Origin of the sequence: Oceanospirillum beijerinckii DSM 7166 (assembly GCF_000422425.1) — a bacterium.
GTDB lineage: Bacteria > Pseudomonadota > Gammaproteobacteria > Pseudomonadales > Halomonadaceae > Oceanospirillum > Oceanospirillum beijerinckii.
The window spans coordinates 26,997-41,982 of sequence record NZ_AULT01000053.1; the positions used below are offsets into that span (position 1 = coordinate 26,997).

General features: G+C 46.6%; 8 protein-coding genes. 4 read left to right on the forward strand and 4 right to left on the reverse strand.

The annotated features are described in order from the left end of the window. Nucleotides 1–236: 236 nt before the first annotated feature. Nucleotides 237–3,347 (reverse strand): efflux RND transporter permease subunit, encoded by a 3,111-nt coding sequence (locus H579_RS0115635; protein WP_036566392.1) that lies wholly within the window; start codon nt 3,345–3,347, stop codon nt 237–239. Nucleotides 3,348–3,350: 3 nt separating this feature from the next. Then, the gene (locus H579_RS0115640) at nt 3,351–4,766 is read right to left on the reverse strand and encodes an HlyD family secretion protein (protein ID WP_028301477.1); all 1,416 of its coding nucleotides are present in this window, start codon (nt 4,764–4,766) and stop codon (nt 3,351–3,353) included. A gap of 314 nt (nt 4,767–5,080) precedes the next feature. Between H579_RS0115640 and H579_RS0115645 the strand changes: the two genes are divergently transcribed. From H579_RS0115645 to H579_RS0115655, 3 genes are all read left to right on the forward strand, one after another. Continuing rightward, nucleotides 5,081–7,729 carry a DUF5666 domain-containing protein gene (locus tag H579_RS0115645; RefSeq protein WP_028301478.1) on the forward strand — a complete coding sequence of 883 codons (2,649 nt, stop codon included), beginning with the start codon at nt 5,081–5,083 and terminating at the stop codon, nt 7,727–7,729. A 201-nt stretch (nt 7,730–7,930) separates the two neighbouring features. Continuing rightward, nucleotides 7,931–8,059, forward strand: coding sequence for a hypothetical protein (locus H579_RS29895; protein ID WP_281167056.1), 129 nt, complete (start codon nt 7,931–7,933; stop codon nt 8,057–8,059). Nucleotides 8,060–8,253: 194 nt separating this feature from the next. Then, complete coding sequence (locus H579_RS0115655; protein WP_028301479.1) at nt 8,254–9,222, forward strand: sensor domain-containing diguanylate cyclase; 969 nt, start codon at nt 8,254–8,256, stop codon at nt 9,220–9,222. 354 nt (nt 9,223–9,576) lie between these two features. Here H579_RS0115655 and H579_RS0115660 read toward each other — a convergent pair whose 3' ends face one another. After that, complete coding sequence (locus tag H579_RS0115660; RefSeq protein ID WP_036566393.1) at nt 9,577–10,644, reverse strand: porin; 1,068 nt, start codon at nt 10,642–10,644, stop codon at nt 9,577–9,579. Between the two features lie 789 nt (nt 10,645–11,433). After that, a complete protein-coding gene (gene fusA, locus H579_RS0115665) occupies nt 11,434–13,521 on the reverse strand; it encodes an elongation factor G (protein ID WP_028301481.1) in 2,088 nt (695 codons plus the stop codon). A 345-nt stretch (nt 13,522–13,866) separates the two neighbouring features. On the opposite strand from fusA, the gene H579_RS0115670 reads away from it, so the two are divergent. Beyond that, nucleotides 13,867–14,748 carry an MOSC domain-containing protein gene (locus H579_RS0115670; RefSeq protein ID WP_245583289.1) on the forward strand — a complete coding sequence of 294 codons (882 nt, stop codon included), beginning with the start codon at nt 13,867–13,869 and terminating at the stop codon, nt 14,746–14,748. Nucleotides 14,749–14,986 lie beyond the last annotated feature (238 nt).

Consider the following 14,986-nt stretch of genomic DNA (forward strand, 5'->3'; position numbering starts at 1 on the left):
TACTGATCATTCAGAAAGGGGTATTTTGCATTAATTTTACCTTGTCGCGAGTTAAAGCGAGATAAGATTTCGACTAAGTCAATTGGGCAACATACTGTTACATAAAATCTTGTTCTAAAAGGGATGAATGTGTCGAAAAGCCAGTATTAAAGAGTAAATGCTGGCTTTTCCTCTGCTTTTGTAGGGTTTTGTAATCTATTTTGTTAACTTATTAGGAATATTTGTCTCATTGCTTTTTAGTCTTGTTCGGCAATACGCTGTCGCCGTTCGATCATAACCAATACAGAGGGCACGACAAGGAGTATCAGCACTGTGCCAAAAGCCAGTCCAAAAACAATGGCCGTGGCCATCGGAATCAAGAATTTTGCTTGCAGCGAGGTTTCAAACAGAATAGGTGTCAGGCCCGCAATAGTAGTGAGCGAGGTCAGTAAAACGGCCCGCAAACGCTGACAAGCCGCTTCTTCAATGGCGCTCAGTACATCCAGTCCTTTATCTCGCATCTTTTGGTAAAAGGTGATCAGTACGATGGAGTCGTTGATCACAATGCCGGATAAACCAAAGAAGCCAAACAGAGATAGAATAGTCAGGTCCATTCCGAGCAGCAAGTGACCAAAAATAGCCCCTGTGAGACCAAAAGGAATGGCGATCATAATGGCAAAGGGCCAGCGGTAGGAGGAAAATACCCAGGCCAGAATAATATAGATCAGTGACAGGCCTAACAGTAGACCGGTTTTCATATCCGCCATAGTCTCCTGTTGACTGGCGGCACGACCTTCATAGCTAATGCGAACGGGATAGTTCTGACGTATCTGCTGCAGTACGCTTGCCTCAAGCTGTTCAATAATCAGATTGGCATTAGTAATCGCATCATCTACATCGGCAGAGACAATCACCGACAGCTCGCCATCTACACGACGTAGCAGATCCAAGCCTCGACGGGATTCAAAACTCACGACTGTGGTCATCGGTATGGCATCGCCATTGGTTAGAATAATCGGAAGTTGCTCCAGATTGCTAAGGTAGTCTTTTTGCTGATCGGGCAGCTGTAGATTGACATCAATACTTTCATCGTTCAGATAGAAGCTCTGTACCTCGATACCTTCCAGGGCGTGACGCAGCTGACGTCCCACCTGACTCAGGGTTAGGCCAATGGCCTGACCTGTCGGAGTCAGTGAAAAGATCAGCTGTTGCTTACCAAAGGGCAGGTCGTCATCAATATTACTGACACCTGAATAGCTTTTCAGGTTGTCCTGAATCTGTAGGGACAGGGCCTTTAGTTGTTCAATATCGTTTCCGGCCAGTTTGACCTCAATGGGTTTGCCCGGAGGACCGGCCCTGGGCTGGCTGATAATCAGTTTTTCCAGCCCGGCAGGTTCTTCGATCTGTTCACGCCATAGCGCAATCAGGGTGGCGTTCTTCAGGTTTCGCTCTTCTGCGGGTTTCAGAGCGATGGTCAAACTGCCAAACTCATCACCATTGCTGGTGCCGCCAATACCTGCACCCAGGGCGGCTTGGTGGTGGTTGATAACAACATGCTCTACCAGCGTTTGGCCATACTCTTTTTCCGCTTGTCTAAGATCTGCTGTGATCTGATGCAGAAAATCAGTAACGGTATCAGCGGGAGTGCCAGCAGCGAACTGTACCTGGGCATTCAGGGCATCGGAATCCACTGCCGGAAAGAAGGTGAACTTTACTCGCCCTCCGGCCAGCAAACCGATGGCCAGAATCAGTAGGGCAAAGGCAGACGCTAAAGTGCTGGCACGGTGGCGTACGGCAAAACGCACGGTTTTTCTAAAGCTGTGATCTCTGAAGTGATTAAACTTGCGATCAAACCAAATGCGCAGCTTTCCTTCTTGTGCACCCTTGGCTTTACTGAAGCTGTGGGTCAGGTGGCCTGGTAAGATCAGAAAGGACTCAACCAGTGACGCTATGATCACGCAGGTCACTACGGTCGGAATATCCACCAGAATATTGCCTATGGTACCACCGACCAGAAACAGGGGCAGGAATGCGGCAATCGTAGTCAGAGAGGATGAGACAACCGGTGCCAGCATCCTTTGAGCACCTCCAATCGCCGCGTGCTGAGGGTCTTCGCCTTGCTGCACATGAGCCAGAGTGTCTTCACCCACCACAATGGCATCATCGACGATAATTCCCAGCGCCATAATCAGACCAAACAGGCTGATCATATTAATGCTACCGCCAATCAGTTGCATAATCGCCAGGGTGGCCAGGAAGGAGACGGGAATACCGACAGCTACCCACCAGGCAACCCGGACATTCAGAAACAGGAATAGAATGGCGATCACCAGAATCAGACCGCCCAGACCGTTGTTAAGTAGTAGCTGAATACGGTCACGCAGGAATTTCCAGCGTTCATTGTAGGTGATGATATCGATACCCTGAGGCAGGGTGGGCTGAACCTGTTCCAGCCACTGATTCATAATATTAGCGGACGCCAGGGTATCATCGGCAGTGGAGCGTAACAGTTGCAGCTCAACGGCTGGACGGCCTTCGTATTCAATCTCCAGCTGATCTTTTTTACCCTGCATCACAACCTGAGCGATATCACCCAGTAGTAAGTATTCACCTGAGTCATTGGCCTTAATCGGCAAGGTCAGAAAGCCCTGGACATCTCTTTGCTGGTTCAGCCCCCGAATCTGAATAGCACCGTCTTTCTTCGCTGCGATACCGGCGGGCAGGTCCAGACTGCGGCTGCGGATAATACTGGCTAATTGTTCCAGTGTCATACCCAGTTCGTGCAGCTTTTCAGCGGAGATCTGAATGCTGATCTCCTGTTCGGGCAGACCATTGATGGTGATCTTGCGAATACCCATACGCAGCAGTTCATCTTCGATATTCTGAATAAAGGGCCTGAGTTCTTCTCGGCTGTTTTGGCCGATGATCAACAGTGTTGCGACATCTTCATAACGGGTGATCTGCTGGATCAGTGGTTCTTCTGCTTCAGCAGGGAGCGTTGTCAGGTAGGACATCTGCTGTTTGACTTCATCCAGTACCTGATTGATATCGGCAAACTCTTCCACTTCCAGTCGGATCTGAGACACGCTACGGCGGGAATCAGCAAAGACTTGTTTGATATAGTTAACGCTTTTGAGCTGCTGCTCAATAGGAATGGTGATGCCCTGCTGCACATCCTCCGCACTGGCACCGGGCCAGGTGACTTGCACGGTGATGATATCCAGCTCAAAGTCCGGGAAAAACTGGGTGTTGAGTTTCTTCAGACCCAGTAAGCCCGCCAGAATCATCAAAAACATCAGTAAGTTAGCGGCCACTTTATGGGTAGCAAACAGGCGGACAAAACCGCGAATCATGCTGTATTCCTGCATGGTTTACTCCTGTTCGCCGCTATTAGCTGAGTTTTGCTTTATACCAGAGCCGCTCGAACTCTGTACGTTATTGTTTGCCTGGCTGCTAATACGTACTGAAAGACCTGAAATGGCATTAGGCAGCTGGGTTACCAGAAGTTGGCTATTTGTAGGAATATCAGCGGCTGAAATCAGAATATGGGGTTGATCGAAGCCCTGGCTAACAGTGCCCAGCCGCTTGATCTGATGACTGACCAGTTTGTCATCCACAATGCTGTAAATACGATCCTGACCATAAAAGGCACTACCGGGCAGTGCAATGCTGTTATCAATGGCGGGCAGGTACAGGGTTAATGCAATATTTTGTCCTATAGGCAATGTGTGCAAACCATCGCTGGTGTTATGGAGTGTAAGAGGCCGGTTAACAGGGGTTGTTTGTTGGAGTTTTTTCTCAGGATCTACACGTGTCTCAGACTGAACTGGGAGAAAACGGAATAAACCGTCAGTGCCGCCTTGTCCTTTACTGATCTCGCCGGATAGACGATCCAGCTCCAGTTGATAACTTTGTCCATGAATTTCGGTACGAGCCTGCAGTGGTGCACGACGGTATCTGCCCTGAATCTGTTCTAACCAATGGCTGGGTAGTTGAGTTCTGACTTCCAATTGATCATAAGGATAAACCCTGGCCAGCCTGGTGCCCGGTGTCACACGATCACCAGGAGCAACAAGTAACTGGCTGATGCGGGCATTGTAAGGGGTTCTGGCCTGTGTGCGTGTTAGATCCAGTTGAGCTTGATCATATAGGGATTGCTGACGCGAGAGCTGGGCCTGTAATTGTGCCAACCGGTTGCTAAAGTTGCGAATAGACAGCTCTCGGTTCAGCACATTGATCTGCTGTCGAATAACCGCTTGTTGCGCTTCTTCCAATGCAGACTGGGATGCCGAGCCCTGCTTGTTCAGTGTGGTTAAACGTTTCACGCTACCCTGCGTCAGTTTTAGTAACGCTTGCTCTTGCTTCAGTGCGGCTTGATTATTCTGATGCTGTAAGCGCTCACTGGAGATCTGAGCTTTAAGGTTATCCAGTTCTGCCTGACGTTGACTCAGTAAAATCTCACTGTCTTCCGGTGACAGCTCAATCAAGAGCTGATTGCTGTTAAGCAGGTCCCCTTCTAAGGCATGAACCCGACTGACATAGCCCGTAACAGCCGCTGTCAGGGTGCTTTGATAGGGGGATTCCACTCGGCCCAGTAACTGAATCTCAGGTGCATAACTACCCGATTGAGCGAGTATCGCTTCTACCGGCCAACGTTTGCTGGCCACAGGCTTGGCCGGAGCTTCTGGTCGGGTGTTTTTTAAGCCAATAAAGGCCCCTATAGCCAAAGTAAGAATAAGCAGAGGGATCAGGAAAGTCTTTACCAGATTCAGTCGCTTTGTGGGCATGGTGTTTCCTTGTTGCCGCAGGGATTTTGCCGTAGTAACCGTATCGCCAGTGTTACCAAAGCGTTTTCATTACAAGGGGTTATCACAAAAGAGTAAGTCTACTGCACTTATCATAGCATGCCATTCTTTTATTAGCTTTTCTTTATATTAAGATGCAGGTTGACCTAGGTTAATGCAGGAAGTGGCTATGGTAACTAATCAATTGAATAAAATTGCAGTATTTAACATTTGATATCAGAACAGCATCACGTTTTGTATTGGCTGAGGCCTTATACTTAAGGGAGTTTTAATGAATAGTGGCAAAGGGGCTCGAGATGACTGATGTAAGAAAGAAAGGTTTATTTAAAATATGTGCGCTAGCGGCAGCCATCGTTTCATCAAATTCCTGGGCGTCAGATGACACCTTCTCTGTGCAAAGGGGGATCGTAGGTAAGGGTTTGGGTAACGATACTTATGTGCTTTCTGCCAGTCTTATTGACAGTAATGCCCAGATCACGATTACAGATACTCAAGGGTTTAATAGTTTGCAGCTGATCGGCGGTTTGTCTATCACAGGTTCGATTATTGCTGAAGACACCATGAAATTAACCCTAAGCAATGGTGCTGAAATTACTATCCTGGGGGCAAGTAGTTTCAGTTATATCCTGGGTGGCGATCCTTTAGCAGGTACTGCAGGTAGCAGCAAAACCTACCAGAGTTTTGTCAGTGATGCTTTAGGAGCCTCTGTTCCTCAGTCTGGTACTATTAACGGCAATGGTTCTGAAATCAGTAGTGATGGTACAGCCGTTGTGACAGCTCCCAGTACAGGCAGTTCAAGCAAAACCGTAAGTGTTGGTGAGATTACTGCTTTTGGTAGTGTGATTGTTAACGGGGTTCACTACGACATCTCCTCAAGCAGTATTGAAACGGATGACGGCACCGGCAGCGTAACGGATCTTGAGCTGGGAATGCAGGTTACTATTGAGGGCGAAATAGACGAGTCAACAGGTGAAGGTGTAGCGACAAGTATTAACTATCATGCCACTTTGGAAGGCCCGATAGAAAGTATTGATCTGGCTGCACAAAGTTTTGTGGTGTTAGCTCAGACAGTGAGTACCGATGAGTTGACCCAGTTTGATAATGTGACTTTTGACACCCTGATGGTGGGTAATGTCGTTGAAGTCAGCGGCCACGTTAACTCTGATGGTTCTATTCTGGCGACCCGGGTGGATAAACAGAGTGATACAGCGGCTGAAGGCTCGACAGTTTATCGTATCGCGGGTGATATCAGTAACCTTGATGTGAATGGTGAAACATTTACGATAGGTGATCTGGTTGTCGACTACTCCTCCGCTGAGTTTTTTGATCTGCCTGAGGGTGGCTTGATCGATGGTTTATCTGTAGTGATTGAGAGCATTCAAGCTCCTCAAACCGGCGTGTTGACAGCGAGTAAAGTTACTCTTGAAGCATTAACTTCTGGCACTGAGATGACAGAAAATCAGAAGATGAATCTTGAAGGCTTTATCGATAGTTTTGTTTCCGGCGCTGAGTTTACTATCAACGATTATCCTGTGATAACCAATGACGAAACGAGTTTCCGCAATGGTAATGCTGACAACTTGATACTGGGTATCCGTATTAAGGTGAAAGGTAGTGTGGATAGTGAAGGCCGTTTGTTGGCGAATGAAATTAACTTCCACAAGAACTCAAAGATTGAGATCGAAGGCTTGGTTGAATCCGTGGATCAGGATGAGCAAACAGTAACGATCCTGGGAAGTACGATTAAGGTTGATCCGGATACGCGTTTTCAGGATCACTCCGATGATAAAGTGCGGGAGTTTGGTTTAGACGACATCGTTTCCGGTGATGAACTGGAGATTCGCGGATATGTCAGTGATGATGGGATTCTGGCCAGTCGAATTAAACGTCATGAAGGGGCTGCTGATATTGATGAGGAGCCTATAGAGCATGAAGTTGAGCTAAGCGGTTTTGTAGAGAGTGCTTTATTACCGGAACTGGTTGTAAACGGTGTGACCGTAACAACTACAGCAGATTCTGAATTTGAAGATGATCAACATAATACTATCACCCAGGAAGCTTTCTTTGACTTGATCCAGGTGGATGATCTGGTAGAGATCGAAGGCTACTACGACAGTGAAGGTGATGGTCAACTGGTTGTTCAAAGCATAGAGATCAGCACTAATGATGAAACTGACAATACCGAAGTTGAGCTGGAGGGCAGTATCGATAGCTTTACTTCCCTGACTGAATTCACTGTCAATGGGCATCAGGTGACTACCAGTGACGACACCGAGTTCTCTGGCGCTGAGAGTGGAAGCTTGGCGGAAGGTGTTGATGTTGAGGTTGAAGGCACGCAGACGATGGATGGTATTATCCAGGCGGATAAAATCTCATTTGAATTCAAGAAAGAATTGCGGGTAGAAGCCACCATTGATGCTATTGATCAGGATGCAGGAACTATAACGGTTCTGGGTATTAGTGTTTTGATTAATTCAGACAGTCACTTCACAGGTAAGAAGACTTTAGCTGACCTGGAAGAGGGGGACTTCGTGCGTATCAAAGGTTACGAAAACCCTGAACTTGCCAACCAAATAGTGGCGACGACTGTACATCAGCAGGGGAATGGTAATGGAAAGAAAAAGCTTACCCTGAAAGGCTATGCGGCAGATATTGCGTCGCCTAATTTCTCAATCCTGGGTGTTCAGGTATTCAGTACTGACTCGACAGGTTTTGAAATTGATGATGACGATATCAATCTGGCATCTTTTTTCCAAAACCTCAGTGCCGGTGATCTGGTGACCGTAAAAGGCAGCTTGTCAGAAGGTGAAGAGGCTGGTCTTCAGGCGACAAGCATAGAGCTGGAACAAGATGATAATGAAGAAGAGGGTGAGGATTCCAGCGACAGTGATACGCCTGATGATGAAGATGCAGAAGACAGTGATAATCCAGATGACGGAGAGTGATAGCGATCAGGTGGAAAGCTGATAAACCCGGGACGTAGTTTTAGAATCGTACGTCCACTTTAATAGGCGGTTGCCGTTCAGCATGAATTTTACATGTAGAGCGGCAGCCTCTATTTATTTGATCTTTATGCTTCGCGGTTTATTCCCTCTTGGATTCAAGTAATAAGTGCAAATTCCATTCAGCATATAAAAGACTTTCAGTTGGCAAAGGATGGCAGCGATAACAGTCAGCAGTTGCGTAAGCTGGTGTCTGAAAAATATCCTAATGCTGGTTTGCCGGTTGCTCTGAGCATAGGGGCAAAAGTGCATGAAGGTGAGATGGCGTGGTAGTAAGCCTGATACGTAACTCCCCGGATTACCTGCTATATAGTCTTTCTGGACTTTGATTGCCCCTTATTTGATACCTTATGTAATATAGTGGTTGGTCGGTACGATGAGTACTTGGATTCGCAGCCCTCTCTGCTTTAAAGTGGATCGTACTATACTTGTTTAAAGTTGTGACAGTTTCATTTGGGGAAAGTACAGTGTTAGACACTCGAATATGTTTATCCCGCAATCCACATCCGGCCGTTGACTTGGAGAAGTGGCAAGTAACGGTTAATTTACTGGCGGAGATATATGATGCAGCCTGCGCAACCATTGTACAGTATCGACAGGATGAGTTTAATGCTGTAGTCACCAGTGCGAATGAGAGCAATTTTCTGGAAAAAGATATGGTCTGGCCCTGGGATACCAAAAGCTTTTGTCGGCATATCGTTGAAACCAGACAACCTTTGTATGTGAAAAATGCTATTGCGGAAAGTGAATGGAGTTGTTCTCCAGTGGTTGAAGAGGGCATAGTGCGCTCTTACTATGGCTTACCGATTCACTGGCCTAATAATGAGCCTTTTGGCACCTTGTGTGTCATTGATCGCAAGGCAACAGAGTACAATCGTACTTTGGTGCATTTGCTTGAGCAGTTCAGAGACTATGTCAACGCAGATCTTAAGTGCATGGAGAACTTTGAACAAATACGCTCCCTGGCAATGACTGATGAGTTGACCCAGGTGTTTAATCGTCGTGGTATCTTAACTGTAGGTGAGCAGCGGATTAAAGATGCCCGACGCTTTGATCAGGATCTGGCGATTATCTACTTTGATATCGATAATTTAAAACAAACTAACGACAAGTATGGTCATGATTTTGGTGATAAAGGCCTGAAAATGTTCACAGGCATTTTAAAGGCCAATAGCCGGGATGCTGATCTGATTGCTCGTATGGGAGGTGATGAGTTTGTCATGATGCTATTGACCTCTGACCCACTGTTTATCCCGACATTCTGCGATAGAGTCGTGTCTGAATACGCGAAGATTACAGATGCTGAAGAGGGTTTGAGCCCTCTGGGTATCAGTTATGGCTATAAGTTTTTTTCATCGGATAGTGTCTTGTCACTGTCTGAGATGATTGATCAGGCTGATTTGTTGATGTTGCAGCAGAAACAGCTAAAGAAATGACTTAGTCTCAGGCGTTAGCCATAAAACTATAAGTGGAGATACGCTTGAGAAATAAGGCGCAATAAAAAATGGTCTGCGGGTATGCAGACCATTTTCTGCTTATCAGATCCTGATTCCATTGCGATTGAAGTAGGATCTTTAGTGCTTTTCAATCTTTGAGTAAAGAATTTCCATCAAATACCAAACCCTGGATAACTCCCGTAGAAAAATCACTGCGACAAAATCATTCAGAAGAACTCGCAGTTTATAAGTCCAGAAGAAAAACCGTGGCCTGCGCTTATTGGAAAAACGCTAAATTTGATACGGTGGCCACGGCAACAGGGGCAGATATTATCTACGGCCTATTCGGCTGTATTACCAGCTTAGAGAAGCACCTACAGCAAACTGATTAGTGTCATCGGAGCCAGTGACAGACATTTTGTCAAACTCTGCAATCAGTTTCAGGTTGTCGTTCACATCGTAGAAAGCTGCAATAGCGTCCAGCTCAGTGGTGCTACCTGAAATATCAGTCTCACCGTGAGATAGTACCAAGCGCGTAGCACCAAAGGTATAGGAGCCTTGTAGCAGGAAGCCATCGCTGTCGGTTTCAGCATCTAACAAGCGATCAGACAGAGCTGTACTTAGACCTGTCTGGTCAAAGCCGGACAGGGTAGCTTGTAAGCCGGACACCGCTACCCGAATACCATAAGCCACACCAGACGCATCTACACCAGTACTGTCGTTTTCACCTGATGCAACACCGACCCAAGCTGTCATATTAGCGCCGCCCAGTTCAGTGGCATATGTCGCTTCTGCTTCCAGACGTACAGAGTTGTCGCTATTAGGTTCTTCTGCTTCACCGCTTTGAGGGTCAAGAATAGCTGCAGCAAGCTTAAAGCCATTCATATCTGGAGTACGGTAGGTGATCTGAGCTTTAGGTACAGCGTAAGGGTAGCCGGTTGAAATATTACCAAAGGTCACACCACCAGAGTTAGCCATAGGTAAACCTGTGCCTAGCAGCAATTCATCACTAAAGATGTTGGTGCGACCATAAAGACCAAAATCCTTACCAAAAAGTACTTGGCCAAAGCTACCGTCTACTGTGGCGTAGAACTGACGCACATCGATCGCAGTATCGGTAACGTTATCGCTACCGTCGTTAATAGTGACCCAGAAAGATGAACGGCCACCCAGAGTTAGATCACCGGCTTCTTTACTTACATTGAAGCCGATATAGTTTGGCAGGAAACCCATGCGCACGCGGCTTTGAGTTTCATCAGTGGCTTTGTTATCTGTACGGGTGAAAAAAGCGTTGAAGTGTCCGTCCGCGGAGAAACTCATGCCATCCTGATCATACAGGGTAACACCTGCATGAGCTTGAGAGGCTACTGCAACGGTGAATGCAAGCGGGCAAAGTTTTAACAGGAGGTTTTTCTTTTTCATGTTGTTCTCATCATTGATGCCTGAACAAAAAACGCTGTGAACTTCTCAGTTTATAGCCAGGGTCAGGCTTAAAGCTGAGTCGCTTTTGTTCAGGTGCTTGTGTTGTTTTTGTTGTGCTGATTAGCAAGATGATTATTAGCAACAGAAGAGATGTTCTATATGACGCTTTATAGTGGGTTGGTTAGCTCTTTAGAAGCAAATCGTTAGTGTTGCAAGGGTTGTAACGCTAAGGAATTAATACAGGGGTAATTAGGTGTACGACTGGTCAGTCATACAGGTTTTCTTACATATTTATTATTGTCTATCTACTGAGATATAAGGCTGGGTCGATACTTAAGAGCAGGATCTCCCATGAAAAAGCTTCCAGAACCTTTTTGTATCAAAATGGTAGAGTCTGTTTATTTTAAGCGCTTAGAACAGCGTCAGCAGGTGCGGTTTATACTTGTTTCCGTTAGCAAATGAAGATGTCTTTATTGATCTTTTGACCGATTCCGGGGCGGTAACCATGAGTGATCGTTAGTGGACTGTCTTTATGTATATTATGAGTGCTGTTGAAGGTTAGCTGGGAGAAGAAATTCATAGGTGATGGCGATAGGGTGAAGAGAGGGTTTGGATAAGGATTATCTTATTTATTGCATTAATCAGATCGCTTATCTTGTAAGCAGTTATAGGGCTTGAGATCCTCAGGTACTTTACGGCACGTTTTAAGCAAATTTAGCGAAGATCTTACAAAAAGAAAACCCCGGCACAAGCCGGGGTTTTGGAAGCGCATCAAAAAATAATCAATGATTACTTCTTAGCGTTGCGTTCTTTAACTTCAGCGATTACCTTTTCAGCAACGTTTGCTGGGCAAGCTGAGTAGTGGCTGAACTCCATAGAGAACTGACCACGACCAGAAGTAATAGTACGCAGGTGACCGATGTAACCAAACATTTCGGACAGAGGTACGTCAGCCTTGATGCGAACGCCCATTGCACCAGCTTCCTGGTCTTTGATCATGCCACGACGACGGTTCAGGTCACCAATTACGTCACCTACGTTGTCTTCTGGAGTGAATACGTCAACCTTCATGATAGGCTCCAGCAGCTGAGGGCCAGCTTTTGGCATGGATTGACGGAATGCACCTTTAGCAGCAATTTCGAACGCGATTGCAGAGGAGTCAACTGCGTGGAAGCCACCGTCGAACAGCTCTACTTCAACATCCAGCACAGGGAAGCCAGCCAGAGGGCCTTGCTCCATCATGCTTGCAAAACCCTTCTCAATTGCAGGGAAGAATTCCTTAGGAACGTTACCACCAACAACGGTAGACACGAACTTGAAGCCAGTGCCTACTTCACCTGGCTTGATGCGGTAGTCGATCTTACCGAACTGACCAGAACCACCAGACTGCTTCTTGTGCGTGTAGCTGTCTTCGATTGGTTGAGTGATTGTCTCACGGTAAGCTACCTGAGGAGCACCTACAACCAGTTCGATACCGAAAGTACGCTTCAGGATGTCTACTTTAATATCCAAGTGCAGCTCGCCCATACCTTTCAGAATGGTCTCACCGGAATCTTCATCAGTTTCAACCTGGAAGGATGGATCTTCTGCAACCAGTTTACCCAGTGCAACACCCAGCTTCTCAGAAGAACCTTTGTCCTTAGGAGCAACAGCGATGGAGATTACCGGCTCAGGGAAGATCATAGCTTCCAGAGTACACTCGTGCTTAACATCACACAGAGTGTGACCGGTCTGAACGTTCTTCATGCCAACAACAGCGATGATGTCGCCAGCCTGAGCAGACGTCAGTTCATTACGCTCATCAGCCTGCATCTCAACCATACGGCCGATACGCTCAGTTTTGCCAGTGGCAGAGTTCAGTACAGTGTCGCCTTTGTTCAGTTTACCGGAGTAGATACGAATAAAGGTCAGGGCACCGAAACGGTCGTCCATAATCTTGAACGCCAGAGCACGGAAAGGCTCGTCAACAGATACAGTAGCCACTTCGCCAGTCGGCTCACCAGTCTCTTTATCAGTCAGAGGCTGCGGGTCAACTTCTGTTGGAGATGGCAGGTAGTCAACAACGCCGTCCAGAACCAGCTGCATACCTTTGTTTTTGAATGCAGAACCACAGAAGGTAGGGAAGAATGCCAGGTCACGAGTACCTTTGCGGATACAACGCTTCAGGTCTTCAATAGAAGGCATTTCACCTTCCATGTAAGCTTCCATCAGATCGTCATCCTGCTCTACAGCAGTCTCAACCAGCATCTCATGGTACTCTTCCAGCTTCTCTACCATGTCTTCTGGAACGTCTGTGATTTCGTAGTTGTCTGGATCACCAGAGTCATCCCAGATGTAAGCTTTCTTGGTCAGTACGTCTACCACACCTACGAAGTCATCTTCGATACCGATTGGCAGAGTCATAACCAGTGGGTTTGCACCCAGAACGTTAGTCACCTGATCAACAGCGCGGTAGAAGTCTGCACCCATACGGTCCAGCTTGTTTACGAAGATCAGACGGGCAACTTCAGAATCGTTTGCATAGCGCCAGTTAGTTTCGGACTGAGGCTCAACACCACCGGAACCACAGAATACACCGATACCACCGTCCAGTACTTTCAGAGAACGATATACTTCAACAGTGAAGTCAACGTGCCCAGGAGTATCAATAACGTTGAAGCGGTGATCTTTCCAGAAACAACTTACTGCTGCAGACTGAATGGTAATACCACGCTCAGCTTCCTGCTCCATAAAGTCAGTGGTAGATTCACCATCGTGAACCTCACCGATCTTATGGATTTTACCGGTCAGCTTAAGGATACGTTCTGTAGTAGTGGTTTTACCCGCATCTACGTGGGCAAAGATACCAATGTTACGATAGTGATCTAAATTTGACATGTTTCTACGCTATACATCAGGGTTAATTTGCGCGCCAGATCAGCCAGTGACGGCTGATTATTTCCATCTGAGGCAACCTGGGCTTTAAATCTGAAATCGATTTGCGCGCAAGTATACCAAAAGTCGTTCAAGAAAATAGTCTGAAAGGCGCATTAATTAAAAGAATTTAAAGATAATTTTGCTCAAATGCCCTTTCCTTGCACTAGGTTAGGCGTCTGGACTTATCTTGCTTTCTCAACTGGGTGCACCTTGGGTCAAAACCATCCTGTGACTGTTTTATTCTGATGAAATGCAACACTGCACTGGTTATGCTGGCTCCTTTGGTCAGTATATGAGGATAGTCCGGTGTTGGTGGAAAGCCCAGTAGTTCCCGTGGTTGAAGTGTCAGCGTTAAATATTTATCCGGTTAAATCTCTGCGTGGTATTCAGGTCACTGAAGCGGTCGTTGGTGCCACAGGCCTTGCCTATGACAGGCACTGGATGGTAGTCGATCAGCATGGGCAGTTTGTTACTCAGCGTAATATGGCAAAAATGGCGTTGGTTGAAGTCGAGCTGACAGATGAACATCTGGTGTTGAAATATGCAGACTACTCTCCTTTGCAGATCCCTTTGCAGGTTAATCACTTACCAGAGCAGGAGTGCACAGTAATGGTCTGGGGTGATGAGTGTCGTGCTATTGATGAAGGCGCAGAGGCTTCTTTGTGGCTTACCACGGTATTAGGGCAATGGAAAGGCAGTGATCTGCGCCTGGTACGCTTTGCTGACGATTATACCCGCCCGGTAGAGCCGGATTTCCTACAAGGTGAGCAAGCTCATACCGAGTTCCCCGATGCTTATCCTTTTCTTATTGCTAATGAAGCTTCTTTGTCACTGTTAAATTGCAACCTGCAAAAAAAAGGTTGTTTGCCCGTGAGTATGAATCGTTTCCGTCCAAATATTGTTTTAAGGGGGTTAGAGGCTTTTCAGGAGGATCAATTGGCGGAAATAGTGACTCTGGAAACTGAAAAAGGTTTTAAGATAGGTCTGCGAAAGCCCTGCCAACGCTGTAAAGTCACGTCCATTGATCAGGTCACAGGTGAAGTAAAAGAAGCAAAAGAGCCGCTGGCAACTTTGGTTCAGATGAAAACTCAGCCTGATTTGAAAGGGGCTTATTTTGGACAGAATGGCATTCTGCTGAGCGGTGAAGGGCAGGTTGTTTGTGTAGGAGACACACTCAATTATCGCTAGTTAAGCTATTCTATTCTTCTGGACAGTGCGAAGTTCTCGATAGAGGAAGCATAAGCTTGACGCCTCTCTAGTTTATGGTCTGGACTTAAATTCACCACAAACCAAAGTCAGGCCAAAAACCAGGAGGCGACTATGAAATTATGGTGGGTGTGGTTTGCCGCTGTCCAGTCTTTAAAATCAGCTTGCTCAAGAAAACGAACATTCTTATGGTTATGCCTCGTTCTTATGGGCTTTACTG